Source organism: Streptosporangium sp. H13245, assembly GCF_055690525.1.
In genome coordinates this window covers 79,795-106,756 of sequence record NZ_JBSZKT010000009.1, presented here as the reverse complement: position 1 = coordinate 106,756, position 26,962 = coordinate 79,795, and the positions used below count along the sequence as shown (strand labels likewise).

The window sequence follows — 26,962 nt, the reverse complement described above, 5'->3', positions numbered from 1 at the left end:
ACGGCACCCCTGACCTGCCGTCACGCCCCGAGCACCACCTCCGAGAGGCGTACCCCCCATGAGAAGAACCCTCGCGGCGCTCGCGCTGCTGGCGATGGCGGCCGTGCCGGTGACGGTGCCCGCCACCGGCGCCCAGGCCGAGGCGGCCGCCTTCGCGTACGGCGAGGCCCTGCAGAAGTCCCTCTGGTTCTACGAGGCCCAGCAGTCGGGGACGCTGCCGAGCTGGAACCGCGTCGGCTGGCGCGGCCCCTCCGCGCTCGGCGACGGCCAGGACGCCGGGCTCGACCTGACCGGCGGCTGGTACGACGCGGGCGACCACGTCAAGTTCGGCCTGCCGATGGCGGCGAGCGCGACGATGCTGGCCTGGGGCGCGGTGGAGTACCGCGACGCGTACGCCTCCTCCGGGCAGCTCACCCACCTGCTGAACAACCTCAAGTTCGTCAACGACTACTTCATCAAGGCCCACCCGTCGGCGAACGTGCTGTACGGGCAGGTCGGCAACGGCGGCAGGGACCACGCCTGGTGGGGCCCGGCCGAGGCGATGCAGATGGAGCGGCCCGCGTACAAGATCGACGCCTCGTGTGGAGGGTCGGACCTGGCCGGGGAGACGGCGGCGGCGATGGCGGCCTCGTCGATCGTCTTCCGCCCGACAAATCCGACTTATGCCGACACGCTGGTGACGCACGCGAAGCAGCTCTACACCTTCGCCGACACCGTGCGGAAGAAGTACAGCGACTGCATCACCGACGCGGCGGGCTACTACCAGTCGTGGAGCGGCTACAACGACGAGCTGGTCTGGGGCGCGATCTGGCTGCACCGGGCCACCCAGGACACCTCCTACCTGGCCAAGGCGGAGTCGTACTACGACAACCTCGGCACCGAGCCGCAGTCGGCCGTCAAGTCCTACAAGTGGACGATCGCCTGGGACGACAAGTCCTACGGCGCCTACGTGCTGCTGAACAAGCTCACCGGCAAGCAGAAGTACCTCGACGACGCCAACCGCTGGCTCGACTTCTGGACGGTCGGGGTCAACGGGCAGCGGGTCGCCCACTCCCCCGGCGGCCAGGCCGTGCTCGACCGGTGGGGATCGCTGCGCTACGCGGCCAACACCTCGTTCGTCGCGCTGGTCCACGCCGACACGATCGCCGACGCGACGCGGAAGACGAGATACCACGACTTCGCGGTCAGGCAGATCAACTACGCGCTCGGCGACAACCCGCGCAACTCCTCGTACATGATCGGCTTCGGCGCGAACCCGCCGAAGAACCCGCACCACCGCACCGCGCACGGCTCGTGGACCGACCAGATGACCAACCCGGTCGAGACCCGCCACACCCTGTACGGCGCCCTCGTCGGCGGCCCGCCCGACCCCAACGACGCCTACACCGACCGGCGCGACGACTACGTGATGAACGAGGTCGCCACCGACTACAACGCGGGCTTCACCAGCGCCCTCGCCCGCCTCTACCGCGAGTACGGCGGCGCCCCGGCCGCGAACTTCCCCGCCGCCGAGACCCCCGACGGCCCGGAGATCTTCCTGGAGGCCGGGGTGAACGCCTCGGGCTCGACGTTCACCGAGATCAAGGCCATCGTGCGGAACCAGTCGGCCTGGCCCGCGCGCCCGCTCGCCAACGGCTCGTTCCGCTACTACTTCACCCTCGACGGCACCACGACCGCGAGCCAGGTCTCCGTGACGTCCGCCTACAACCAGTGCAAGGCGCCGACCGGGCCGACCCTGCTGTCCGGGAAGACCTACTACGTCACCATCGACTGCTCGAACACCTCCATCGCCCCGGCGGGGCAGTCGCAGCACCGGCGCGAGGTGCAGTTCCGCCTGGCGAGCACCGGGACGTGGGACCCGTCCAACGACTGGTCGTACACCGGCGTCGCCACCACGCCGGGAGCGACCCCGGTGCGGGTGCAGAACATGACGCTCTACGCGGGGACGACGAAGATCTGGGGCAACCCGCCCGGCGACGAGCCCGAGGAGCCGGGGGACGACACCGTGGCGCCGTCCCGGCCGGGCAAGCCCGCCGTCTCCGCGATCACCGGGAGCGGTGCCACCCTGACCTGGACGGCCTCGACCGACAACGTGGGCGTCAGCGGCTACGACGTCTACCGGGGGACGACAAAGGTCGCCACCGCCACGGGTACCTCGTACACCCTCACCGGGCTGACCCCGGCGACGGCGTACACCGTGTCCGTGGTGGCCAGGGACGCGGCGGGCAACTCCTCCACCGCGTCGGAGAGCACCGCGTTCACCACGACGACGGCCCCGGCGGGCGGCTGCACGGCCACGTACACGGTCGGCAACAGCTGGCAGGGCGCCTTCCAGGGGAACGTCACCGTCACGAACGCGGGCACCTCGGCGATCACCGGCTGGACGGTGACCTGGAGGTTCCCCAACGGCCAGACGATCAGCCAGCTCTGGAGCGGCACGCACACCCAGACGGGAGCGGACGTGTCGGTCAGGAACGTGGCCTGGAACGGCGCCCTCGCCCCGAACGCCTCGACGTCCTTCGGGTTCACCGCGAGCCAGAACGGCGCCAACGGCGTCCCCACCCCGGTGAACTGCACCACCGGCTGATCTCCTGGTGACGCGTGATCCTTTGGTCGCGCGCGCCATCGGCTGACTCCCTGGTGGCGCGCGCCACCAGGGACCGGCACCCCGCCCCCTGTTCGGGCGCCCGGTCCTCCTGCCGGGCGCCTCACCACCCCGGCCGGGCGCGACGACCCCTCCGCCCGGCCGGGCACCCCCCCGAACCGAGGTAGGTCATGCGAACCAGACTGGCGCTGCTCCTGGCGCTCCTTCTCCCGTTCCTCGTCTCCGTGCCGCCCGCCCACGCCGCCGTCGGCCTCCGCGTGAGCGGTACGCGGATCCTTGAGGCGAACGGCACCCCGTTCGTCATGCGGGGCACCAGCCACGCGCACACCTGGTACCCGACCCAGACCAGCTCGTTCGCGAACATCAAGTCGCTCGGCGCGAACACCGTCCGGGTGGTGCTCAGCGGCGGCCGGTGGGCCGCCAACGGCGCCTCCGACGTGGCGAACGTCGTCTCGCTCTGCAAGCAGAACAAGCTCATCTGTGTCCTGGAAAATCATGACACCACCGGGTACGGCGAGCAGAGCGGCGCGTACACCCTCGACCAGGCCGTGGACTACTGGATCAGCGTCAAGAGCGCGATCGTCGGCCAGGAGGACTACGTCGTCCTCAACGTCGGCAACGAGCCGTTCGGCAACAACGCGACCACCCCGGGCTGGACCCAGGCCACCTCGGCCGCGATCACCCGGCTGCGGAGCAACGGGTTCCAGCATCTGATCATGGTGGACGCGCCCAACTGGGGCCAGGACTGGAACTTCACCATGCGCGACAACGCGGCCACGGTCGCCGCCGCCGACCCGCAGCGCAACACGGTCTTCTCCGTCCACATGTACGGGGTGTTCGACACGGCCGCCGAGGTCACCTCCTACCTCCAGGCGTTCCAGACCTCGGGACTGCCGCTGGTGGTCGGCGAGTTCGGCTTCGACCACTCCGACGGCAACCCGGACGAGGACACGATCATGGCCCAGGCGCAGGCGAGGGGCGTCGGCTACCTCGGCTGGTCGTGGAGCGGCAACGGCGGCGGCGTCGAGTATCTCGACCAGGTGACCAACTTCAACGTCGCCAGCCTCACCCCCTGGGGACAGCGCCTGTTCAACGGGGCGAACGGCATCGCGCAGACCTCCGTCGAGGCCACGATCTACGGTGGCACCGGCACACCCGACACCCAGGCGCCGACCAGGCCCGGCACGCCCGCCGCCGCCGACGTCACCGCCACCGGCGCCCGGCTGTCCTGGACCGCCTCCACCGACAACCGCGCGGTCACCGGCTACGACGTCCTGCGGGGAACCACCAGGCTCGGCTCGTCGGCGACCAACTCCATCACCCTGACCGGGCTCACGCCGCAGACCGCCTACACCGTTACCGTCGTCGCCCGCGACGCGGCGGGGAACACCTCCACCGCCTCTGCGGCGACGACCTTCACGACCACCGCGACCCCGCCCAGCGGCTGCACCCCGACATACCGGACGACCAACTCCTGGCAGGGCGGCTTCCAGGGCGAGGTCACCATCCGCTGCACCTCGGCCGTCACCACCTGGCGAGCCGTCCTCACCTACCCCTCCGGGGTGAGCGTCGGCCAGGCGTGGAGCTCCACCCTCTCCGCGGCTCCCCCGGTCTTCACCTTCACCAACGCCGCCTGGAACGGGGCCATCCCCGCGGGAGGATCCACCACCTTCGGCTTCATCGGCAGCTGGTCGGGCACCGGCACCCCGCCCGTCCCGACCATCTCCTAGCCGTACCTGTTTTTGTACGCCGGACGGTGGGAGCGCCGTCACCGGCGCTCCCACCGCGGCCCCGCGACCGGTTCGCACCGGTCACGGGGCCTTCCCGTACCGCGCCCGGATCGGAGCGCGGGCGTGGTCCGGCGTTCGGGAGATCGGGTCAGTCGTCGTCGCCCCAGAAACCGCCGCTGCGGTTCCTGTTCTCCAGACGGTTGTAGTTGTTGTTGTTGTTATTGATACGGACCCTGAAGTTCTGGCGGTGGTGGTGCCGGCCTCCGCCCCAGCCTCCCCAGCCGCCGCCGCAGCCGCGGCCACAGCCACCGCCGCCCCAGGTCGGGAAGGCCGTGGCGGTGAGCGCGGTCTTCGCGGAGGCGCTCGCGACGGTGGTCGCCGCGCCCACACCGACAACGCCGCCGGTCAGCGCCACGCTGAAGGCGAGTCCTGTGATGACACTCTTGAACTTGGGCATTGCTTTTCCCCTCGAAAGGTTCAATTACCCCGACTTCCGACATTTCTGTATCGGCCGGAAATCTCCAGAGGTGGATAGATATGACCCATCCCCGCTTGTCATACTTTCCTGTCATGTCTGCCCATAAACGACACTTCAGTGCTTTTGCACTGCTGTTGTCCGCTTATGGCAGTCATTAAACTCTTACAGATCACTTTGTGGTGAAATGTCCTTTATGTTCCGCGAGGAGTCGCGGCCCCCTGCCGTAGGCCCCTCAGGAAGGACGCGCGTCGATGCCGTGCCGGTGCAGCGTGGAGACCATCCAGCGCGAGAGGCGTACGTGGCCGACGAGGGTGGGGTGGACGCCGTCGGGCAGGACCGCTCCGCGCCCCCAGCCTCGGCCGTGCGGGCCGAGCGGCTCGAACGGGTCGAGGAAGGGCACCTCCTGCCGGTCGGCGGCGAGCCAGACGGCCTCCCGCACGCCGTAGGCCCACCGGGGGGCCTTGGTCATCCAGATCGGGCCGACCAGCACGATCCTGGTGTGCGGCCATCGCCGCCTGACCAGCTCCAGCAGGTGGACGGCCGCGTCCTCGATCCTGGCGGCCTCGATCCGGCGGTCGTTGCGCCCGCCGGAGATGATGAGCATGTCGGGCTCGGGGCGCCAGGCGAGCTCCTTGACGAAGGAGTCCTGGAAGGTCCGGCCCACCCTGCCGGGGTTGACGAAGCCCGTTCCGGCCGCCCCCGCGGTGATCAGCTGCCAGCCCAGCTCCCGCGCGACCCGGGCCGCGTAGCCGTCCCATGCCCGTACCGGACCCGACCCGACTGTGAAACTGTCACCGACGATCATGACGAGCGGGGCCTGTGACGGTCGGCCGGGCGGGGACGTCGTACCGGCGGCCATCGGCGTGGTCGCGCCACCGCTGAGGCTACATCCCGAAATAAGGGTGGAAAACGCCACAAGAAATGCGGCCGTGAACGCCCACGGTCGTCTACGTACGGGCGCGCGCATACCACCTCGGGAAACGTCGGACTCCCGACATGATTGCAGATGTCCGCCGGTGATCGCGGAGACTCCGCCCCACGGGCCCGGCCCGGCCAGGCGGGGCGGGTCAGCTCACGTCGGAGGGGCTGGCGGACCAGGTGTTGCAGTAGGCGATCCTGGCGTACTTCCAGCCCTGGTGGAGCCAGGCGGCGTAGTGGTCGCCGCTGCCGTGGTCGCGCCGGGGGTTGCCGTTCTGGTCGTCGCCGCGCCCGAACTCCGTCCGCAGGACCTCCTGCCAGCGGGCCGCGGTGACACCCAGCGGGACCCGTACGGTGCGGACGAAGGCCCCGGAGAGGCACTGCGCCTGAAGCTCGTGGCGGCGGGAGTGGGCGTCCTGGGCGGTACGGGACTTGCTGGAGACCTCCCACCACCAGGCTCCGCCGATACCCGCCATGCTCTGCACGTGGTGCGCGTACTCGTGGGCGAGCACGGTCAGGTAGGGCACGTGGTTCCTGGCGGGGTCGACGTCGCCGCTCTGGTCGATCACGTGACTCAGGCCGATGTACATGCCCCGGTTGGACGGGCAGTAGTAGGCGGAGGCGTTGGTGTGGGGGTAGGTGCCGCAGGGCCCGCGCCCCGGACGGGACCAGTAGACCTTGCGCGCCGGGAGGAAGACCGCGCCCGCCTGGGAGAACTTCGCCGACCACGCCCGCTCCAGGCAGTCGGTGACCGCGTTGAGGTAGGACAGCATGTCGCGGGGCTGGGTCGAGGGCCGAGGGGCGCGGCACGAGGTGGGACGCATCAGGCCCGTGCCGTACAGCGGGTTGCGCTTGAGCCGGGCCGCGGTGTCCGCGCGCCGCATGTAGCGGAGGTCGACGGCCATGTTCCGCGCGGCGGCGACCGGCGTGATCTCGGTCTCGCCCAGCGTGCCGAGGTTCAGCTTCTCCGGCGGGACGAAGTCCGGGGTGGTGATCTCGGTGTCGCCCGTCGGCTGGGGGGCCGCGCTCCTCGTCGCCACCGGGGCGGTCCCGGGACCGGCGGGAACCTCGGCCTCCTCCTCGCCCGCCAGGCCCGCGATCACCACGACCGCGGCGAACGCCATGGCGAGCACACCGAGCACACCGAAGGCCAGCGGGTTCGACCCCCGTGGGCGCATGCGACCGCCTCTCCAAAGAGTTGATCTCCGGGCGGCAATCTAGCGGATGTATCCACATATGGGTTTATGAGTGGGAAAAAATGGATAGCGGGTCGGCCATCACGGGGCGGTGGATCTCGCTAAGCTCCCGACACATGGCGGCATCTTTCTCGCACCGAGCGGCTTTCGCGCACCGAGCGGCCCTCTTACGCCGGGCGGCCCTCGCGCACGGAGTAGTTCTCCCAGGCGGAGCGGCTCTCTCAGGCGGAGCGGCTCTCGCGCGCCGGGCGGCTTTCTCAGGTTTCTCAGGAGGAGCGGCTCTCTCAGGCGGGATGGCTCTCTCAAGGGGAGCGGCTCTCGCGCGCCGGGCGGGCGGGGGTCTGGCCGCGACGGCCATCCTCGTGCTGACACTCGGCGCGTCCCCCGCGCTGGCGAGCGGCCCGACCGGCGCCGAGTCCCCCCGGGCCGCGACCCAGGTCGCGCAGGCCACGGGGGGCACCCAGGTCGCGCAGGCCGGAAAGGTGACGAGCACGACGGTCCAGCTGGAACTCCGGCAGGACGGCGTACTCCACGTCAAGGAGGAGGTCGCCTTCGAGGGTGACGCGCCGTCGCGCGGCATCGTCGACCGGACCCGCTACGACGACAGCAGCGACCGCCTCTACCGGATCACCGGCCTCAAGGGCGACGCCACGCTGACCGGCGAGACCATCACCCTGAAGGGCGCCGGAAACGCCACCCTGGAGTACGACGTCCAGGGCGCCGTCACCCCGCTGGCCGACGCCCAGGAGCTGCGCTGGTACGCGGTGGGCGCCTGGTCGGTCCCCGTCGAGCAGGCCAAGGTCACCGTGAGCGGACCGGCCACGATGCAGAACCTGTCGTGCTTCGCCGGTCCCCTCACCTCGGCGATCGCCTGCACCGAGGCCTCCATGGACCACACGGGCGTCACCGCCGAGTTCGGGCAGCAGGGCCTCGGCGCCGGTGAGGTGCTCACCGTGGTCGTCGGCTACCCCACCGGCGCCACCCAGGGCGCGCCGATCCTGGAGCGCCGCTTCGAGCTGTCCAACGCCTTCACCCTGAACGCCGTCACCGGCGGAGCGCTGGCCGCCCTGCTGCTCCTGATGCTCGGCGGCCTCGCCCTCCTCTACTGGACCCGGGGCCGCGACGCCCGCGTGGTCGGCCACGAGTCGGGCTCGCTCAGCGGTGTCGAGAACGGCCACTTCGCCCCGCCGGACGGCGTCCGCCCCGGCCAGATCGGCACGCTCATGGACGAGCAGGCCGACGTGATCGACGTGACCGCCACGATCGTCGACCTGGCCGTCCGGGGCTACCTCAGGATCGACGAGCAGCCCCGGCAGACGTACGAGACCCCCGACTGGAGGCTCGTACGGATGCCCGCCGCCCAGGTCGCCTCGCTGATGCCCTACGAGCGGGAGCTCTACGACGCCATCTTCGACAACCGTGACACGGTGCTGCTCTCGGAGCTCCAGGGATCGTTCGGGGCCAAGCTGGGCAAGGTCCGCGAGGCGCTCTACCGTGACGTGGTCACGCAGGGCTGGTTCGCCCGCCGCCCCGACACCGTCCGCACCCGCTGGACGACCATCGGCGTGATCCTCACCGGGCTCGGCGTCCTCGCGACCGTCGGGCTGGCCTGGTTCACCACGTACGGGGTGCTCGGCCTGGCACTGATCATCGCCGGTGCCGCCCTGGCCGTCGGCGGCCAGTACATGCCCGCCAAGACCGCCAAGGGCGCGGGCGCCCTCGCCCACACCCTGGGCTTCAGGGAGTATCTGTCCGGCGCCGACATCGGCGCGGACGTGCCGGTGGCCCAGCGGGTGGAGCTGTTCTCCCGCTACCTGCCCTACGCCGTGATCTTCGACAGCGTCGACCGCTGGGCCCGCGTGGTCTCCTCGGTCACCGGCAACGGCCAGCAGGCCGACCACCTGTACTGGTATCACGGCCCGGCCGAGTGGGACCTGTCCAGGTTCGCCGACTCGATGCGGACCTTCACCATGACCACCTCGGGGGCGATCTCCACCACCCGCCAGTTCCGCTCGCTGTAGAAAGCACGTACGTAGAAACCGCGTGGGGACCGCCGACCGTACGGGGACCGATGACCGCCGCACGCGGATCCATGTAGGTCACCGTACGGTGATCTACAGCGGTCGCCGTACGCGGATCTCGCCCACGGGACGCCCGCCGCCGAGCAGGACCCCGGTGGCGAGCTCGTCGAGCTCGGGGGCCTCGAAGCCGAGGGCGGTCAGGGCCTCGACGGTGACCGGGACCCGGGCACGCCGGGCGCCGTCCTCGACCTTGACGGTTCCCGAGCGCCCGTCGGTGAAGACGAAGGCGTCGAAAGCCTCGGCCCCGGCCTTGACCAGCAGCCCGGGAACCGCCCGCATCAGCCGGGCCTCGGGGCGGGTGGTCCCCGACGTCCACTCGGGATACGCGCGGAAGGCGTCGGCGACGCGGCGCTCCGGGCTGTCCGGGTCGGCCCGGACGAGGGCGCGGAACGCCCGGGTCACGCCCAGCATCGAGACGAAGACCAGCGGGGCGCCACAGCCGTCCACCCCACCGGCGGCGACGCGCTCACCGGTCAGCTCCTCGATCGTGGCGCGTACGGCCCGCTGCAGCGGATGCGCCGGGTCGAGGTAGGTCTCCACGGGCCAGCCGTTCACCGCGCAGGTGGCGAGCATCGCCGCGTGCTTGCCCGAGCAGTTCATGTAGACCCTGGCACGGTCCCCTCCGGAGCGCAGCACCGCGTCGCGGGAGGCGACGTCCTCCGGCAGGTCCTCCGTGCAGCCGAGCGCGCTCTCGTCCAGACCGGCCCCGGCCAGGATCCTCCGTACCCCGTCCACGTGGAACGGCTCCCCCGCGTGACTCGCGCACGCCAGCGCGAGCAGCTCCCCCTCCAGGGGGAGCCCGGCGCGGACCATGGCGAGCGCCTGCAGAGGCTTCATGGAAGAGCGCGGCGACACCAGGGCGTCCACCTCCCCGTGTACCCTCACCAGCGACCCGTCGGCGGCCACCGCGAGCATCCGCGCCCGATGGGTGGACTCCACGAACCCCGAGCGGACAACCTCGACGAACAATGACTCAGCAGACACCTTTGTCTCCTTTCGCCCGAAGTCTAGGGATGCCCGGGAGCGCGGGATGATGGGGGCATGCGTGCGGTCGTGCAGCGGGTGAGTTCCGCGTCGGTGGTGGTGGACGGCGTGACGGTCGGGGCGATCGACGAGCCGGGGTTACTGGTCCTGGTCGGCGTGACCCACACCGACACGCGCGCCGAGGCGGCCAGGCTCGCCGCCAAGCTCTGGGGCCTGCGGATCCTCTCCGGCGAGAAATCCTGCTCCGACATCGGCGCGCCCCTGCTGGTGGTCAGCCAGTTCACCCTGTACGGCGACACCCGCAAGGGCCGCCGTCCCACCTGGCAGGCCGCCGCCCCCGGCCCGGTCGCCGAACCACTGGTGGAGGCGGTCTGCGCCGAGCTTCGCGGGCTGGGCGCCCGGGTGGAGACCGGGGTGTTCGGTGCCGACATGAAAGTCGGCCTGACCAACGACGGCCCGATCACTTTGGTCCTGGACATCTGACCCGTCCCCGGAGCCGTACCCAGAGCGGCCAAAGCCATCCGCGTACGCGAACCGGGCATGCCGGAGCGGCCGGGGACCGTGACGCGACACCCGAGGATGTGGGAGTCCGCCCGGGACGCGAGCCGGTCGCCCTCGGCCGTCAGCGGATGCGGCGGCGCAGGCTCGGGTCGATCTGGACGTTGCGCCCGGCGTCCGGCGGCACGATGACCTCCTGGGACGCGGCCACCCCTCCGGCCTCCAGCGTGGCGTCCACCGGCACGGTCCGCTTGACCACGGCCAGCGCGATCGGGCCCAGCTCGTGGTGGCGCGCGGAGCTTCCCACGAAACCGATCTCCGCGCCGTCGAGGGTCACCGGGGTACCGTGCTTGGGCAGGGTGTCGACGCTGCCGTCCAGGTGCAGGAAGACCAGGCGGCGGGGCGGGTGGCCCAGGTTGTGGACGCGGGCCACGGTCTCCTGGCCCTTGTAGCAGCCCTTGTTGAGGTGGAGGGCCGAGCCGATCCAGCCCACCTCGTGCGGGATCGTCTTGTGGTCGGTCTCGAAGCCCAGCCGGGGACGGTGCCCCTCGATCCGCAGCGCCTCGTACGCCCAGAGCCCGGCGAGTCCCAGCCCGAGCCGCCCGGCCAGCAGGTCGCGCGGGAGCAGGATGTCCCGGCCGACGGCGACGGCGCCCTCCGGCAGGTCGGGACGCGCCTCCCCCGCCACGGAGACCACGGCGTAACGGTCCGTCACATCGGCGACCTCGACCCTCAGCATGAACCGCATCTTGTCGAGGAACGCGGCCACCTCCGCGCCGGTGCCCGGCTCCACGTGGGCCCACACCGCCTCGCCGTCGTCGACGAGGACGAGGTGGTGCTCCACCCTGCCCTGGGCGTCCAGCAGCAGCGTCTCGGTGGGCTGACCGGGTTTCAGGTCGTCGAGTTTCTGCGAGCTGAGGCTGTTGAGCCAGCTCAGACGGTCGGGACCGGAGATCCGGACGACCTCGCGGTTGCTCCGGTCGACCATCGCCTCTCCGGCGAGCAGCGCGCGCTGCTCGGCGAACGGGTCGCCGTAGTGTCCGGCGACGTCGGCGTCGGGGGTCTCAGCCGCGACCGCGCCGGGAGTGTCCAGCAGAGGGCTTCGCATACCCACAGCCTACGAGGCCCCGCCGGTGCGAACGGCAGCGGCTCCGTCCCGCTCACGAGGCGGATCCCGTTCGTTCAGGCGGCTCGGAACGAAAGGATCACCCCGGCGGTCGCCACATGATCCGGACACGGGCCCGGCCCAGCCACACGACCGGAGCCGAACCCCACGGTCGGAGCGGGGGCGAAAAGACCAACGGGCCGCATGGTCGGAGCGGGAGCGAAAAGAACGACCGGCCGTACGACCGGAGCGGAGGCGAAAGGATCGACGGGGCCGTTCACCCATCTTGGCGGTGGAACCGGCCGCCCCGGTCGTCACGCGGTCCGAGCGGGGGCGGTCGAGCGGGGCGGTTATTGTGTGGATCCGTCCCGCCGCCTCCCATACAGTCGCCGCAGCGCGACTTCGTCATCGGGAGCAGATCATGCGAGTGCCCTATCCCCGCACTCCTCACCTGCCCTGGTCTCCGGGGGCCGCCTCGGACGACGTACGTGCCGGTGGCCTGTCGGGGCTGGCGGGCCGGGAGGTCGTCGTCACCGAGAAGCTCGACGGGGAGAACACCACCCTGTACCCGGACGGGACACACGCCCGTTCGCTGGATTCGGCGCACCACCCGTCCCGCGCGTGGATCAAGGCCCTGCACGGCAGGATCGCCAGGTTCATCCCGCCGGGCGGCCGGGTGTGCGGCGAGAACCTCTACGCCCGGCACTCCATCGAGTACCGGGACCTGGAGAGCTGGTTCTACGCCTTCTCCGTCTGGGACGGCGACCACTGCCTCGACTGGGACAGCACGGTGCGCCTGACCGGGCGGCTGGGGGTCCCGGTCCCGCCGGTGCTGTGGCGCGGCACCTTCGACGAGCGGGCGCTGCGGGCCCTGCGCCTGGACACGGCGCGGCGGGAGGGGTACGTCGTGCGGACCACCGACGGGTTCCACCGGGAGGAGTTCCCCCACCGCGTCGCCAAGTGGGTGCGTCCACGCCATGTCCAGACGACCGCGCACTGGATGCTCGCGCCCGTCGTCGAGAACGGCCTGGGCCCGGCCTCGGCACTGTGGGACGTGCGTTCGGGAGCCGATCCGGACGTCCCGGCGCTCCTCACCGCGACGGGAGTGACGACCGGCGACCTGGCGAGATACGCGACACCGACCGCCGGTGCCCACGCGGCCACCGCGCCGCCCGGGTCGGGAGTGACGACCGGTGACCCCGCGAAGCCCGCACCGCCGAAGGCCGCCGGTGCCCACGCCCCCACCGCGCCGCCTGGATCGGGAGTGACGACCGGCGGCCCCGCGAAGCCCGCGCCGCCGGAGGCCGCCGTCGAGCGCGCCGAGGCGGCCGTGGCCGACGTCTCCGCCAGGCTCGACCTGCTGGGCCGGACGGGAGACGCCCGGCTGGCGGGCGTCCTGGCCGCCCTGTTCCGTGGTATGCGCCGGTCCTGGCTGGCGCCCGCCCTGGTGGCCCCCCTCGGCATGCCCCTGGCGCGGCGGGTCGCCGACCTGGTCGAGCTGCATCCCCGCCTGCACCGCGACTTCCCCGACGAGGCGCGCAGGACCGGCCTGGTGCGGCTGACCGTCGCGGCCGACCTGGGCGTCCTGCACGCGGTCGCCGCCGCCGCGCTGACCGGGAACGCGGACGGCGCCGCCACCGGCGCGCGCGAGCAGGTCGCGTGGTCGGAACTGCACGCCGACGAGGCTGGCCTGCTCGGCGAGGCTCCGCTGGAACCACTGCGTCTGGGCCTGCGCCAGGCGCTCGGCGACCGCGAACCCGAGGTGGCGGACCGGTGCTGGGCCGAGACCCGGGAGGCGTACGCGCTGGGCCGGATCACCACGGCCGAGGGAGGACTGGCGCTGAGCCGTCGCTGGCGGTCCGGCGGGTTTCCCCGGCTCGTCGTCATGGTCGGCCCGTCGGGCAGCGGGAAGAGCACGTTCGCCGCGAACCTCACGGACACCGGTGCCGTCGTCGCGCTCGACGACCTGCGCCGGGCGCGTGGATCCCGGTCCGACCAGCGGGCCAATCCGGCGATCCTCCGCGAGGGCCTGCACCGGCTCGACGCGCTCCTCGCCACCGGCGGGACCGTCGTGTGGGACGCCACGGCCCTGAACCGGCACCAGCGCTCCCTGGTGCACACCGTGGCCCGGGGGCGCGACGCGCTGACGACGCAGGCGGTCATGCTGGTCCCCGGCGACCTGCTGGCCCGGCGCAACGCGAGCCGTGCGCACCCGGTGCCGCCGGAGGTGCTCTCGGCCCAGCTTCGCCGTTTCTCCCCGCCGTACGCGGGAGAGACGCACCGTACCTGGTACATCGGGCCGGAGGGGACCGTCCTCGACGTCGCCGGGGCCCTCGACGGCGACGAGGTGTGAGCATGCGGACCAGCGAGGAGATCTTCCACCGGATCCGATGGGATCCGCGGTTCGACCCGGCGCGGTTCGTCCTGGGGATCGGCGTGCGCGGGGCCTCGCCCAAGCGCCTGCCGCTGCCCGCGTTCGTTCCCGGGGGCGACATCCCGTGGCACCGGATCCTGTTCGTCGAGGCCGACGGTGAGATGGTCTGGGACCGGTCGGCGGGGCTGGACCTCATCGACTCGTCGCAGGCCGGACGGGTACGCGATCCGCGCAGGCTCCGGGCGCCCTTCTTCACGGCCAGGACGCCGTTCGCCTGGGACCCGGTCGCGGGCTGGCGTCCCGCGCCTCCCGTACCCGCCGCTGGATACGCTCCGGCCGCGACGGGCCTGCGCGTGCTGACCTGGAACACCCTGTGGGACCGCTACGACAGCGACCGGCTGGACACCGCGCGGCGCCGTCCGCTGCTGCTGGAGGAACTGGAGCGGGCGGACGCGGACGTCATCGCGCTGCAGGAGGTCGAGGCCGAACTGCTCGGCATGCTGCTGCGGACCCCGTGGATCCGTTCCGCCTACACGCTGAGCACCGACCCCGCGGGCCGGGAGGTCGACAACGACGGACTCCTCCTGCTCACCCGCCTGCCCCTACTGGAGGTGGGCACGCACGCCCTCGGCCCGCACAAGGCCGTCACCGCCGTCACGGTGGAGTCCGCCGCCGGACCGGTCGTGGTGGCCGTCACGCATCTCAGCAGCGACCACTCCGACAACGGTCCCGCCCGGCGTAAAGCCGAACTCGCCCGGCTCGCCGAGGTGCTGCTCGGTGTGGACGGGGACGTGATCCTGGCGGGCGACCTCAACGACGGCGGGAGCGGGCCCGCCGAGGTGCTGGGCCTGCGGGACGCCTGGACCGAGGTCCACGGCCCCGGCGACCTGACCGCCACCTTCGATCCGCAGGTCAACCCGCTGGCGGCCCTCTCCTCGCTCTCCGGCCGCGCGTCCCGGCTCGATCGCGTACTGCTGCGCGGCCACGGCCTGCGGGTCACGGCCGCGGCTCTGCGGGGCGACTCCCCGGCGGCCGACGGGCTGTTCGTGTCGGACCACTACGGCGTCGTCGTGGACATCACCACCGGGTACGACTCCTCCGACTCTTCAAGGACACACGGCGCCTCGGGGATCCCCGACTCCTCGGGTACGCACAGCTCTTTGGGAATCCCCGGCTCCTCGGGCATGTACGGCTCCTCGGAGGTTCCCGACCCCTCGGGTACGCACGGCTTCCCGGAGGTTTTCGGTCCCTCAGGTACGCACGGCCTCCCCGGTGTCCTCGACGCGCGGCCGACGGCGCGGACGGCGGTGGTCTGGATCCCCCCGGCCGAACTCTGGCCGGTGATCCAGGAGATTCGCCGGGAACACGACCCCCGGAGTCACCGGTGGCCGCCGCACGTCACGGTGATGTTTGGTTTCGTACCTGAGTCCTCCTTCGAGCGGGCGGCTCCCGTCCTGGCCGCCGCCATGGCCGCGATCCCCGCGTTCACCGCCCGGCTGCGGGGTGTGCGCTCCTTCTCCCATCGTGACGGCTCCACGGTCTGGCTCGACCCGGCATCGGGCGGGCCGGAACCCTGGGCCGCGCTACGCGCCGCGCTGGAGCGCGGTTTCCCGCACTGCCGGGGCCGCTCCGACGGCTACACACCGCACCTGACCTTGGGAAAGGTCAGGGATCCCCGACGGTTCTCCGCCGCCTGGGAGACACGGCTGGGCGAGGAAACGGCGCGGGTCGGCGAACTGGTCCTGCTGTCACGCCGGGGCGAGGAGCCCATGCGGCCCCGGGCGACCGTCGCCCTCGGAACGGGCGAGGTGCGCTGGCTCGACCACGGGACACACCCGCCCGGCTCCCCGCCGGACCCGGCGCGTACCCCGGAGGACGGTTCCCGGGAGGCCCGTGCCCGGGAGGTCGTGGAGCGGCTGCGGTGTTCGCTGCCCGAGGGGGTCGTCCACGTCGCCGGGTCACGGCGCCTGGGCTGCGCCCTGGCCGACGCGGACCTGGACCTGGTGGCGGCACTGCCCTCGACGACCGGCCTCGCGGACGTCGAGGCGCGGGTGAGGGCGGCCCTGCCGGAGGCGACCGGGTCGCGACGCGTGATCGGCGCCAGGGTGCCCGGCCTCCGGTTCCGGGTCGGCGACCTGGACGTCGACCTGGTCGTCGTACCGGTCACGGGCGTCACGGAGGTCACGCACACCGCGAAAATCACAGACATCACAAAGGACACAGAGAGCACAGAGGACACAGAGGGCACGACAGCCGCGCACACCCCCGGAGCCACGAACACCACCGAGCCCACGGACACGGCCGGGGCCATGGACATCACGGCGGTCACAGACATCGCGAGGGCCACGGACACCGCAGGGACCACGGACGTCGCAAAAGCTGCGGACGTCACTCCCGCCGAGGCGGTGTCGCGCCGTACCGAGCTGGGCGAGGCTTCGGCGATCGCGCTGAGCGCGGTCAGTGACGCCGACGCGGTGCTCGCCTCGGTCGGCGAGCGCCGTGCCGCCTTCGTCGGGCTGGCCCGGGAGGTGAAGGCGTGGGCGAGGGCGCGCGGGCTCGATTCGGCTCCGTTCGGGGGGCTGCCGGGTCTGGCCTGGACCGTCCTCGCCGCGCGGACGGTACGCGAGGCCGGGGATCTCCCGCCGGGCGACCTGCTCAGCCACTTCTTCGGCACCTGGGCCGCATGGGACTGGCACCGGCCGATCGTCCTCCGGCCGGAGGCTCCCGTACCGGGGACGGAGAGCGCGCCGACCGGCTCGGGCGAACCACCTGCGGAGGAACCAGACAGATCGTACGGACCGCAGGACGGAAAGCCTGACGCGGCTGTGTCGATCATGACTCCCACGGCCCCGGTCCGCCTGTGCAGCGAGCAGGTCGGCGCCGGTGGGCGCGATCTACTGACCCAGGAGCTCTACAACGCCTGGGAGATCGTGGAGGCGGCGGCGGAGACCGGCCGGGACCCCCGGCCCGAGTTGCTGTCGGCGCCGCCGTCGCACCGGCGGCACGCCGCGTGGGCGGTGGTGACCGTGCGGGTGGGACGGTCCGAGGGGTTCGAGGTGACGCTGGGCCGCGTACGGGGCCGGATGCGCGCGCTGCTCACCACCCTGGAGCGCGCGGGGGTACGGGACGCGCACGCCTGGCCCCGGCCGTTCGAGACCGGCCCGGGAGTCGCCAGGTACGCCGTGGGACTCGGCCGCACGCCACCGGACGCGGCCCGGCTCGCCGAGATCACCGCCCCGTGGGCGACCGGCCTGCGCGGGGTCGCCGTCGAGTGGACGGAGGGCGGCGAGGTGCCGACACTTCGCTGATCACGCCCCCGCCCGGCTGGCGGGACCGGAGGTGACCCCTCACCCTCCCGCCCGGACGGCACGGCCAGAAATAACCCCTCGCCCCGGTTGGCACAGCCGGAGATGGCCCTCGCCCTTACATCCCCGCCCGGGTAACGCGGCCGGAGATGGCCCTCGCTCTCACGCCCCCGCCCGAGTGGCGCGGCCGGGGGTGAACCCTCACGCTCCGGGAATCACCGGGGCACTCGCGTTCAGCGGGTGCTCGGCGGCCCCTACCGGTACGCGCCGAGCGTCGCGGCACTCGGGACGATCGTCAGTCGCGGCAGTTGCGGCAGCGGCCGAAGACCGTCAGGTGGTGCACGTCGGTGAGGAACCCGAGCTTCTGGTCGAGGTTGGCGACGAAGTTCTCCACCAGGTCGGGGCTGACCTCACTGATCTCCCCGCAGCCACGGCAGACCAGGTGCACATGATCGGCCTCGGCCGTCAGGTGGTAGGTGGGAGCGCCGTGCCCGAGGTGGGAGTGGGTGACCATGCCGAGCTCCTCAAGGAGCTCAAGGGTCCGGTAGACGGTTGATATGTTCACCCCGCGCGCGGTCTCCCGCACCCGGGTGCAGATCTCCTCTGGAGTGGCGTGCTCGCAGGCCTTGACCGCCTCAAGCACCAGCTGGCGTTGCGGAGTGACCCGGTAACCGCGCGCCCGTAGTTCCTCATGCCACGACGTCTCGGTCATATCCAGAGTCTATGAGCACCGGGGCTCTCCTCGCCCTCCTACGGCCCGAGAGGCCGGAGAACGCCACCCCGGCGCCGGAAGCCCGAAGAGCCCGTCTAGCTCCAGCGCGTACAACGCCCTCACCGGCACGGTGGGGGCGTTCCCTGTGCGTGACGACCGTCCACCACACGATTCGTGGATCACCGGGGCACCTGGCTCGGAGCCGAAGACCGTCATGTGGTGTACGTCGGCAACGCGCGTCTCCACAGTCGACGCCATCCGCGTGTACGGCGTGCTGACCGTCCACTGCCGCCCGGCCCCGGCCCATGAGCCGGTCGCACCAGGCGCTCCGAACGCGACCGACGGCGTCGGCTTCGTTCAGGGACCGCCAACGGAGACGGGGCGGGTGCGCCCTGTTCCCACGTGGTTCTCGTCGGCCCTTATGGCTGGTCAGACGGCCGTCTTCGGGTGGGGGCGACAGGCCGGGGAAATTCATTTGCCCCGGGGGCGCGAAGTTTCATAACGTACAGGCACGCCGAAAGGAGGTGGTCCGAACGATGGTTGATCATAGTTGGGCTAGCGAGGTGGCTGTCCGCTAGGGCGCCGCGACCGGACTCTGTCCGGGCGTCTGGCGACGTTCGGCGAATCCACGACAATCACCGGAACCCCGGGCCGCCGGAGGCGGGCGATCCCGCCTGTAGTCCACCGGCCCCCCTGCCAGGCAGGGGGAAGTGGCCCGGGGTTCTTCCCTTTCCAGCGCTTTTCTTCTCCATCACCCCGCTTCCGCGAAGCCCCCTCCGGAAGCCGTCCCTTTGTAGGGCTGTAAGGCCGTCACTCCTGGAAGTCGGGGTTGGCGCAGTGCAGCGGGCGTTCGCCGCCGAGGATCCTGACGATGTCCTCGCAGATCATCCGGGTGTGGTTGATCTCGGTGTCGTAGGTCCCGGAGCCCAGGTGCGGGGTCAGCACCACGTTGTCCATGTCGGCGAGCGGGTGGGCCGGGTCGAGCCACTCCCCGGCGAACCGGTCGAGGGCCGCGCCACCGAGATGGCCCGCCTTCAAGGCTCCGACGAGGGCGTTCATGTCGTGCAGGGCCGCGTCCGAGGTGTTGACGAAGATCGCTCCCGGCTTCATCGCGGCGAACTCCCCCGCGCCGACCAGCCGCCCCGCCGACGCGGGGGCGTGTACGGAGACGACGTCGGCCTGGGCCAGCAGGATGTCGAGCCCGTACCGGTTCTCCGCCGCCTCGGGGTCGTGGACCATGACGCGCATGCCCAGCCCCTTCATCCGCCAGGCCACCGCGCGGCCGACCGCCCCGTAACCGATCAGGCCGACGGTCCGGCCCGCGAGCTCCCACGCGCGGTGCCCCCGGTAGGAGGCCATGCCCTGCCTGATCTCCCTGTCCCCGACCGCCACCCGGCGGGTCACCGCGAGGATGAGGGCGAGGGTGAGCTCGGCGACCGCGTCGGCGTCGCGCCCCGGGGCGCAGACGACGGGGATGCCCTTCGCCGTGGCGACCGGGAGATCCACGTTCCCCGCCTCGCTGCGGGCGCAGCCCACCACCAGCAGGGGAAGATCGAGAACCGGCCCCGCGACCTCGTCGGACTCGGTGATGAGGATGCGCGCGCCGGTGTCCGCGAGCTGCCGGGCGAGCTCGGCCGCCTGGTGGGGATGGTGGTCGGCCGGATCGTAGTGGACGTCGATCAGCTCTCTCAGGCGGTTCCACTCCTGACCTCGCATCGGCGCCAGTACGAGTGCTCGTGGTTTCACCGCGCCTCCTTTTTCAGGAAATTTTGGTATCTGGGAGCTTTCCACGAACACCACGATCGGTCTCGACAGTGATCGGACCGTCACCAACCAGCCCACCCGCCACGGGGAAGACGGCACGTGGCGGGTGGATGTGGAAGGCGGCTACGCGGCGGAGAGGGCGTCGACCGGCCGGGTACGCAGGGCTCCCACGGCCGTCGGCACCGTGGCCAGCATGACCAGCAGGAAGGCGCCGCCGACGATGGCGAGGTACATCCACGCCGGGCCGGACGCGATCGGCGAACCGGTTTTGACCAGGCTGTACGGCACCGTCGTGGCCGCGGCGGCCACGGTGCCCAGCACGACGGCGATGGTGGCGGTCGCGACGGCCTCGACCGTGACCATTCCCAGCACCTGACCGCGGGTGGCGGCGGACAACCGCAGCAGGCCGAACTCGCGGCGTCTCCGGCGAGTGGCCGCCACCAGCGTGTTGACCACCACGATCGCCGAGAATCCGATGATCATAATGACGATCAGGTAGTTCACCGGGGCGAGCTGCCCGCCGACATCACCCGCGGCGACGGGTCCCGGGTGGGTGCTGTCCTCCGTACTCTGCATGTAGAGGGTTCCGGCCGCGATGCCGACCAGGAGTATCAGCGGGGATGCCACGTTGGCGCTGTGCCTCGCCCGCGTGTGGGTGTTGCGGGCGGCCAGCCGGGCGGTCGCTCCGATCCTGGCGTCACAGAACCACCTGACGGGCCGCACGGCCGCCGGGCTGAGCAGGGCGAGCCCGACCGCGACGGCGACACCCGCCGGGCCGGCGGTGCTGGAGAGCAGCGGGCCGTTCGCCATGAAGAGGGTCGCCGCCGCCAGGCTCAGGCCGACGACCAGCAGCCCCGTACCGCTGATCGTCCGGACGCGGGTGAGCGCCCGGGTCGGCGACGGCGTCGCCTCGCTCAGCGCGCGTACGGGCGGAATGGACGCGGCTCGCCCGCTGGAGATCAGGGCGGCGCCGAGCGCGGCGAGCAGGGAGGTGCCCGCGCCGATCGCGACGCAGAGCCCGCCCGCGGTCAGCTCGGTGGGGGCGCCGACCAGACCGGCGTCGACCAGCCGCCCGAGGATGACCGTACCGAGCCCGATACCGGGCAGCAGGCCCGCGGCGACCGCCGGCAGCGCCACGATCACCGTCTCCAGCACGACGCCCTGCCGGATCTGCCGGGGGGTGGCGGCGATCGACCGTAACAGCGCGAGCTCCTGCTCACGGTGCTGGATCGTCAGGGAAACGGTGGAGACCACGCCGAAGGCCACGATCGCCACCGTCCACCCGCCCAGGATGGCGGGCAGCATGACCAGGAAACCGGAACTGTGACCGGTTTCCAGACCGGTCTCCAGCAGGCTCGCGAACGCGGTGAGCAGTGCCGTACCGGCCGTCATCACGGCGGCCGAGGCGAGGTGCGATCCGATGTGGGCGCGGACCGTGAGGAGGGCCAGTTTCCACATCATCGGACGTCACCGTCCTGGCGGCCCTGCCCCTGCCCCTGCCTTTGCCCCGCGTCCGCCGTCGCGGACAGCTGGGCCATTCGCGCGGCCACCGCGCCGGGGTTCGGCCGCGCCATGGTGTCCACGATCCGCCCGTCGGCGAAGAACACCACCGTATCGGCGTAGGACGCGGCGACCGGATCGTGGGTCACCATCACGATCGTCTGGCCGGTCAGGCTCACCGCCTCCCGCAGGATGCCGAGCACTTCGCGCGCGGCCTGGGTGTCCAGCGCGCCGGTGGGCTCGTCCGCGAAGACGACGGCGGGCTGGGAGAGCACCGCGCGGGCGATGGCCACCCGCTGCTGCTGGCCGCCGGACAGCTCCGCCGGTCGATGGTCGATCCGGTCGGCGAGCCCCAGCCGCGCGAGCAGCGCCCGTACGACCCGCTGGTCGGCGTCACGACCGGCGAATTCGAGGGGGAGTGCCACGTTCTGCGCCACCGTCAGCGTCGGCACGAGGTTGAACGACTGGAAGATGAACCCCATACGACTGCGCCGCAGCCGGGTCAGGGCCGTTTCGTCGAGGTCGCTCAGCTCGTGGCCGTCCAGGACCACGGATCCGGATGTCGGCCGGTCGAGCCCGGCGGCACAGTGCAGCAGGGTGCTCTTCCCCGAGCCCGACGGACCCATCACCGCAGTGAAGGTGGCCCGCGGGACGCGCATCGTGACCCTGTCCAGCGCGGTCACGACCGCGTCGCCCTGCCCATGACGCTTGACCACCTCACGGAGTTCGAGGGCGTGGTCCGAGGTCGTGTGTGCCGTTCTTGAATACGCTATACGAGTCATAAATACACCGTACATCATTCATGGGCGAGGTGAGATTTGATACTAAAAGCGCAGCTCATTAGGCTATGCTGATTCACCTGAGCGTTCGACGCTATACTTTCGACACGATCCGAGTTTCGTGACGAAAACCGAAGGAGAGCCGCCGGGAATGCCGACGTGTGAGATGTGTGGACGGACGTTGCGCCCCGCCGAGCGGGGGCGACCGCCGCGATACTGCTCGCGCGCGTGCCGGGCGCGGGCCTACCGGATGCGGGTCGCGGACCGTTCCGCGGTCGACGTCCGGCCAGAGGCCCCTGTCGATGTCCAGCGGATGTCCAAGGGCACCAGAGCGGGCATTTCGGAAAAAGCCTTGGACCAGCCGCTCATCGTGCGCACCGCGATCGAGCTCGCCGACCACGACGGCGTCGCCGCGGTGTCCATGCGGCACATCGCCGTGAGGCTCGGGGTGAGCGTGATGTCGCTGTACCGCTATGTCGTGAGCCGTGAGGAGCTCAACGACCTGATGGTGGACACCGTTTTCGGGGAACGGCCGCTGCCCGAGCCGGGCCCGGACGGCTGGCGGCCCAAGCTGGAGCTCTCCGCGCGTGAGGAGTGGGCGCTCTACCGGGAGCACCCCTGGGTGTCACACCTCGTCGCGGCCACCACCCGGCCACCGATCGCCCCGAGGCTCATGGCGTACACGGACTGGCGCATGCGGGCCGTGGACGGCCACCGTCTGGACTTCGCCACCATGGTCCAGATCGCGATCATGATAGGTACGTACCTGCAGAGTGCGGCCATGCCCCTCGCCCAGGAGACGCGGGCGGCGCGGACCACCCACCACACCCGGCAGCAGTGGGCGGACGCCCGGCAGGACACGCTCCACCGCACCCTGCGCGCGGCACGGCTTCCCATGGTGTCGGAGTTCGGCGCCGAGGCGTTCCAGGCGTCCGAGCCGGAGAGCATCTTCGAGTTCGGCCTCCACCGCATGCTCGACGGCATCGCCACCCTGATCGACCAGAGCTGACCGGGCGGCGCTGACCGGGCGGGGTGACCCGGTGGGGTGGCCGGGTGGCACGAGGCCGGGGACCCACCAATCGGGCGGTACGAAGCCCGGGACCCGCCGATCGGTTCCCGGGCCCGGAACCCGCAGGTCAGTGCTCGCCGCGGGCGGGGACCCCGAGGGCGGCGCAGGCGTCACGGTAGAGGCGGACGACCTCCGTACGGACCTGGGCGCGTTCGGTCAGGGTGGTGCTCCAGGGAACCCGGACCGTGACGTCCCGCCCGCCGACCACGGCGGCGAACTCGATCGCCTCGGCGTCGACGCCGGTCGTCTCCGCGGCGGTGGCCTCGGGCTGCCCGCCCAGGCCCTTGCAGATCAGCAACGCGTCGTCGGCGTGGTCGTCGTTCATGTGGCGCTTGATGGCCTCGACCACGTCGGGGGTGAAGGGGGTGCTCATGCTCAGAGGGTAGCCAGCGCCCCACCTCACCTCGCCGCGGGCACCGGGCGGAGCCCCGCCTCACCCGGCGTCGAAGCGAACCCCGCTCCACAACGAACCCCGATCAAGCGAGCCCCGGCCAACCCCATCCGGCCCCAGGCGCGAACCTCACACCACGTCGGGTACGAAGTCACCGACCCGCTTGAGCTCGGCCGAGATGTGGGACTGGAGCTGCTGGCCCATGGCCGCCATGTCGTACGCCCACATCAGGTTGCCGTTGACCAGGCCGTAGAGGCGGTGGCCCGCGGTGTACTCCTTGGCGGTCGCGGTGCGGGCCACCACGTCGGTCTGTAGCTCGATCTTGTTGAAGACCACCTCGCCGACGTAGATCTCCACGATGCCCGTGGGGTGTGACAGGCACACCTCAAGCTGGCGACCGGGGAGCTGGCGCCAGAAACCCGTCTCGGTGCCCAGCGGGCGTACCTTGCCACCCGCCTCGTCGAGCAGCCAGGTGCGGCTGGTGTACGTCAGGAACGGCTTGCCGTTGTGACCGAAGACGATCTCCTGGCCGAAGTTGAAACTCTCGATCGTCGGATATCCCCCGACCCCGGCGCCTTCCCATCGACCCACGAGGAAGGCGATCGGCTCAAGATCGGGATGCAGTTCGGGAACGTCCATGAAAACGAGCCTAGAGCCGCTCCGGTATGGTTCGCGCCGGTGACGCCGGGCCACATAGGCTGCGAACATGGCACGATCACTGGTGATCAAGGTTACCGCAGGCGAAGACTCACCTGAGCGCTGCAATCAGGCGTTCACGGTGGCCGTGGCGGCATTGGCGAGCGGGGTGCCCGTCTCGCTCTGGCTGACGGGCGAGTCCGCCTGGTTCGCCCTTCCCGGCCGGGCGAAGGAGTTCACCCTCCCGCACGCGGCCCAGCTCGACGACCTGCTCGACGCGGTGCTCAGGGGCGGCAGGGTGACGCTGTGCACGCAGTGCGCGACCCGGCGGGGCATCACGGTCGACGACGTGATCGAGGGCATCCGCATCGCGGGCGCCCCCACCTTCGTGGAGGAGATCCTGGACAAGGACGTCCAGGCCCTCGTCTACTGAAAACCACCGGAGCACCTGGGGCACCCGGAACGCTGCCCGCCGAGCCCTCGGCGTCGAACCACCGGCCGCCCGGCGAGACCGGGCAGCCGGTTTCCCATACCGGTGAGAAGCCTCATGAGACGCCCCGGCCGGTAAAAACGCCTCTGTGCCTGCGGGGACGCCTCCGTCAGTGGGGCAGCACCGCGGTCAGGCGCTCCTCGCGGAGGCGGTCGAACCAGGAGTCGTCGATCGGCGGAAGCTGGGCACCCACCGCCCAGGTGAGCAGCAGGTCGGCGAGGCCGGGGTTGCGGGCGAGCGCGGGACCGTGCAGGTAGGTGCCGACGATCTTGCCGATGTAGCAGCCCTCGGTGCCGTCGCCGTTGCCCGTACCGACCGCCGTACGTGCCAGAGGCCGGACTCCGGCCCCGAGCCGGGTGACGCCCATGTGGTTCTCGAAGCCGGTCAGCGTCGAGATGCCGAGCGTCGGATCCGCCTCCCCCGCCAGCTCGCCGACGGCCCGGCCCTGGCCGCGTCCGCTGGAGATGTCGATCAGGCCGATGCCGTCGACCGGCTGGCCCTCCTCGCCGCCGAACGTGGTGCCGATGATCTGGTAGCCCGCGCACACGGCCAGCAGGGCCGCGCCCCGCTGGATGGCCCGGTGCAGGCCGCCGTCGCGCCGGAGCCGTTCGGAGGCGAGGATCTGCGGCCGGTCCTCACCGCCGCCGATGAGGTAGATGTCGCCGCCCTCGGGAACCGGGTCGGCCGAGCGTACGTGCACGGTCTCCACCGGGATCCCCCGGCGCTTGGCGCGCTGCTCCAGGACCAGGACGTTGCCCTGGTCGCCGTACGTGCTCAGTAGGTCCGGATAGATCCAGACAAGGCGCAGGGCGCTGTCAGACTGCACGACCGAACTCCGATCGGATCTGCTGGAAGGCGGTGTAGTTGGCGATCACGTCGACCTTGCCCGGCGGTTGCGCGGCGAGCGCCTGTTCGAACGAGTTCGCCAGCTGGAACGGCACGTCGGCCACGTCCAGCCGGAGCGCGAGGTCGAGCCGCCGCTCACCGGTCACGAAGACCGGCCTGCCGCGCAGCACGCGGTAGTCGACGTCCCACAGCCACGAGGTGTCGCGCCCGTCGGGCCCCTGGGCGTTGACCGAGAGGATCACCGGAAGCGAGGTGTCGAGCACGTCGAACGCCTCCAGCCATCCGGCCGGGTTCTTGGCGAGCAGCAGCCGGGCGTGCCGGCCGTCGCGCTCCACCGTGGTGTACCGGCCCGCGACCGACCTGACCTCGCGCAGCCGGGGCAGCGCCCGCTCGACCGGCAGGCCGAACACCTCGGCGGTGGCCAGCGCGATCGCCGCGTTGGCCCGGTTGGCGCGGCCGGGAAGCTGGATGTCGAGCACCCAGCGCCGCCCGCGCGGGTCGATCACCGCGTCGTCGTCGAGGATCCAGGACGGCTCGGGCCGCCGGAAGGTGCACTCGCGGCAGGCCCAGTCGTTCTCCCCCGCCTTCGAGGAGGAACCGGCGCCGACGCTGCCGGGCGGGACGTACTCCATGCCCTTGCGGTCGAGGGGGCCGCCGCACTCGGGGCAGCACCAGGAGTCTTCCTTCCACGGCTGCCCCGCCGACACCCAGGTGACCGAGGCGGCGGTGGAGGCGCCCCAGGTCACCAGCGGGTCGTCGGCGTTGGCGATCACGTGGGTGTTCCTCCCCGCCAGCGCCCGCCGCCACTTCTGGGCGAGCAGCCAGATCTCACCCGCCCGGTCCATCTGGTCGCGGCTGAGGTTCATCAGGCAGATGACCCCGGCACCGGTGGTGTCGATCACCTCGGGCAGGTACTTCTCGTCGACCTCCAGCACTCCGTACGGGGCGTGCTTGGCCGACGACAGCGCCGAGACGTGCCCGGCGGGCATGTTGGCGCCGAAGGCGTTGGTGGCGACGTCTCCGAGCTCCGACAGCGCGGAGGTGATCAGGCGGGTCGTCGTGGTCTTGCCGTTGGTCGCGCTCACCAGCGCGAGCTTGCGGTCGTGCGCGAGCTTGCGCAGCAGGTCGGGCTCCAGGACCAGGCTGACCCGGCCCCCGATCACCGATCCGTCCCCGCGCCCGGTGACCCGGGACAGGGTCGCGGCCGTCCGGCCGAGAGCGGTGGCGAGCTGCGCCCGCAGCGGAAGCTGAGTCATGCCGTCTCCTCGCTTGGCGACCCGTCGCGAGACGAGCTTGGCGACCCTTCGCGGGACGACCCGGCGGCCGACCGTCCCGGCCTCGGGACCGGAATCACCGAATCGTTCATGCCGCAGATCTTAGCCCTGCTTCGGCACCGTCACCCCCGGCGGCACGTCACACGTACCCCCCGGTGACGGTGAGGTACGGAAGCCCCGGCCCCTGGTTCGAAAGCCCTCGTACCCGTACGAAAGTACCGGGAAGT

The 26,962-nt window shown here is 71.4% G+C and carries 21 protein-coding genes; 8 read left to right on the top strand and 13 right to left on the bottom strand.

What is annotated here, in order from left to right; translation table 11 throughout:
* Positions 1-58 precede the first annotated feature (58 nt).
* Positions 59-2,587: a glycoside hydrolase family 9 protein gene (locus ACW9TB_RS17315; protein ID WP_472749053.1), complete on the top strand. Its 2,529-nt coding sequence runs from the start codon at positions 59-61 to the stop codon at positions 2,585-2,587.
* 188 nt (positions 2,588-2,775) lie between these two features.
* Positions 2,776-4,335 carry a cellulase family glycosylhydrolase gene (locus ACW9TB_RS17310; protein ID WP_472749052.1) on the top strand — a complete coding sequence of 520 codons (1,560 nt, stop codon included), beginning with the start codon at positions 2,776-2,778 and terminating at the stop codon, positions 4,333-4,335.
* A gap of 148 nt (positions 4,336-4,483) precedes the next feature.
* Here ACW9TB_RS17310 and ACW9TB_RS17305 read toward each other — a convergent pair whose 3' ends face one another.
* The 3 genes from ACW9TB_RS17305 to ACW9TB_RS17295 all read right to left on the bottom strand — a co-directional run bounded on the left by ACW9TB_RS17305 (position 4,484) and on the right by ACW9TB_RS17295 (position 6,909).
* Positions 4,484-4,792, bottom strand: a complete 309-nt coding sequence (locus ACW9TB_RS17305; RefSeq protein WP_472749051.1) for a hypothetical protein — start codon at positions 4,790-4,792, stop codon at positions 4,484-4,486.
* A 253-nt stretch (positions 4,793-5,045) separates the two neighbouring features.
* A complete protein-coding gene (locus tag ACW9TB_RS17300) occupies positions 5,046-5,618 on the bottom strand; it encodes an SGNH/GDSL hydrolase family protein (RefSeq protein WP_472749050.1) in 573 nt (190 codons plus the stop codon).
* A 262-nt stretch (positions 5,619-5,880) separates the two neighbouring features.
* Positions 5,881-6,909, bottom strand: a complete 1,029-nt coding sequence (locus ACW9TB_RS17295) for a neutral zinc metallopeptidase (protein WP_472749049.1) — start codon at positions 6,907-6,909, stop codon at positions 5,881-5,883.
* A 311-nt stretch (positions 6,910-7,220) separates the two neighbouring features.
* Between ACW9TB_RS17295 and ACW9TB_RS17290 the strand changes: the two genes are divergently transcribed.
* Positions 7,221-8,948 (top strand): DUF2207 domain-containing protein, encoded by a 1,728-nt coding sequence (locus ACW9TB_RS17290; protein ID WP_472749048.1) that lies wholly within the window; start codon positions 7,221-7,223, stop codon positions 8,946-8,948.
* 93 nt (positions 8,949-9,041) lie between these two features.
* On the opposite strand, the gene ACW9TB_RS17285 is transcribed toward ACW9TB_RS17290, so the two are convergent.
* The gene (locus ACW9TB_RS17285) at positions 9,042-9,992 is read right to left on the bottom strand and encodes an asparaginase (protein ID WP_472749047.1); all 951 of its coding nucleotides are present in this window, start codon (positions 9,990-9,992) and stop codon (positions 9,042-9,044) included.
* Between the two features lie 57 nt (positions 9,993-10,049).
* Here ACW9TB_RS17285 and dtd point away from each other — a divergent pair, with 57 nt between their 5' ends.
* Positions 10,050-10,475: a D-aminoacyl-tRNA deacylase gene (gene dtd / locus ACW9TB_RS17280; protein WP_344746920.1), complete on the top strand. Its 426-nt coding sequence runs from the start codon at positions 10,050-10,052 to the stop codon at positions 10,473-10,475.
* Between the two features lie 139 nt (positions 10,476-10,614).
* Here dtd and ygfZ read toward each other — a convergent pair whose 3' ends face one another.
* Positions 10,615-11,598, bottom strand: coding sequence for a CAF17-like 4Fe-4S cluster assembly/insertion protein YgfZ (ygfZ, locus tag ACW9TB_RS17275; RefSeq protein WP_472749046.1), 984 nt, complete (start codon positions 11,596-11,598; stop codon positions 10,615-10,617).
* 418 nt (positions 11,599-12,016) lie between these two features.
* On the opposite strand from ygfZ, the gene ACW9TB_RS17270 reads away from it, so the two are divergent.
* On the top strand, positions 12,017-13,948 hold the full coding sequence (locus ACW9TB_RS17270) for an RNA ligase family protein (protein ID WP_472749045.1): 1,932 nt from the start codon (positions 12,017-12,019) through the stop codon (positions 13,946-13,948).
* A gap of 2 nt (positions 13,949-13,950) precedes the next feature.
* The gene (locus tag ACW9TB_RS17265) at positions 13,951-17,277 is read left to right on the top strand and encodes a poly(A) polymerase (RefSeq protein WP_472749044.1); all 3,327 of its coding nucleotides are present in this window, start codon (positions 13,951-13,953) and stop codon (positions 17,275-17,277) included.
* 292 nt (positions 17,278-17,569) lie between these two features.
* Here the strand turns inward: ACW9TB_RS17265 and ACW9TB_RS17260 are convergent, their stop codons facing one another.
* From ACW9TB_RS17260 to ACW9TB_RS17245, 4 genes are all read right to left on the bottom strand, one after another.
* The gene (locus ACW9TB_RS17260) at positions 17,570-17,986 is read right to left on the bottom strand and encodes a Fur family transcriptional regulator (RefSeq protein WP_472749043.1); all 417 of its coding nucleotides are present in this window, start codon (positions 17,984-17,986) and stop codon (positions 17,570-17,572) included.
* 810 nt (positions 17,987-18,796) lie between these two features.
* A complete protein-coding gene (locus ACW9TB_RS17255) occupies positions 18,797-19,732 on the bottom strand; it encodes an NAD(P)-dependent oxidoreductase (RefSeq protein WP_472749042.1) in 936 nt (311 codons plus the stop codon).
* 141 nt (positions 19,733-19,873) lie between these two features.
* Positions 19,874-21,211 (bottom strand): ABC transporter permease, encoded by a 1,338-nt coding sequence (locus ACW9TB_RS17250; RefSeq protein ID WP_472749041.1) that lies wholly within the window; start codon positions 21,209-21,211, stop codon positions 19,874-19,876.
* Positions 21,208-22,032: an ABC transporter ATP-binding protein gene (locus tag ACW9TB_RS17245; RefSeq protein ID WP_472749040.1), complete on the bottom strand. Its 825-nt coding sequence runs from the start codon at positions 22,030-22,032 to the stop codon at positions 21,208-21,210. Before ACW9TB_RS17245 ends, ACW9TB_RS17250 begins: the two co-directional genes overlap by 4 nt.
* 349 nt (positions 22,033-22,381) lie before the next feature.
* Here ACW9TB_RS17245 and ACW9TB_RS17240 point away from each other — a divergent pair, with 349 nt between their 5' ends.
* Positions 22,382-23,038, top strand: coding sequence for a TetR/AcrR family transcriptional regulator (locus ACW9TB_RS17240; protein ID WP_472749039.1), 657 nt, complete (start codon positions 22,382-22,384; stop codon positions 23,036-23,038).
* A gap of 127 nt (positions 23,039-23,165) precedes the next feature.
* On the opposite strand, the gene ACW9TB_RS17235 is transcribed toward ACW9TB_RS17240, so the two are convergent.
* Together ACW9TB_RS17235 and ACW9TB_RS17230 are read right to left on the bottom strand one after the other, a co-directional pair.
* Positions 23,166-23,471: a DUF2470 domain-containing protein gene (locus tag ACW9TB_RS17235; RefSeq protein ID WP_472749038.1), complete on the bottom strand. Its 306-nt coding sequence runs from the start codon at positions 23,469-23,471 to the stop codon at positions 23,166-23,168.
* A gap of 147 nt (positions 23,472-23,618) precedes the next feature.
* On the bottom strand, positions 23,619-24,128 hold the full coding sequence (locus ACW9TB_RS17230) for a heme-binding beta-barrel domain-containing protein (protein WP_472749037.1): 510 nt from the start codon (positions 24,126-24,128) through the stop codon (positions 23,619-23,621).
* A gap of 67 nt (positions 24,129-24,195) precedes the next feature.
* On the opposite strand from ACW9TB_RS17230, the gene ACW9TB_RS17225 reads away from it, so the two are divergent.
* Complete coding sequence (locus ACW9TB_RS17225; protein WP_472749036.1) at positions 24,196-24,558, top strand: DsrE family protein; 363 nt, start codon at positions 24,196-24,198, stop codon at positions 24,556-24,558.
* A gap of 166 nt (positions 24,559-24,724) precedes the next feature.
* On the opposite strand, the gene ACW9TB_RS17220 is transcribed toward ACW9TB_RS17225, so the two are convergent.
* Both ACW9TB_RS17220 and ACW9TB_RS17215 read right to left on the bottom strand, forming a co-directional pair.
* Entirely contained in the window at positions 24,725-25,441 is a 717-nt protein-coding gene (locus ACW9TB_RS17220; protein WP_472749035.1) for a type 1 glutamine amidotransferase, read from the bottom strand.
* Entirely contained in the window at positions 25,431-26,717 is a 1,287-nt protein-coding gene (locus ACW9TB_RS17215; protein WP_472749034.1) for a DUF1727 domain-containing protein, read from the bottom strand. The genes ACW9TB_RS17220 and ACW9TB_RS17215 overlap by 11 nt, the downstream gene beginning before the upstream one ends.
* Positions 26,718-26,962 lie beyond the last annotated feature (245 nt).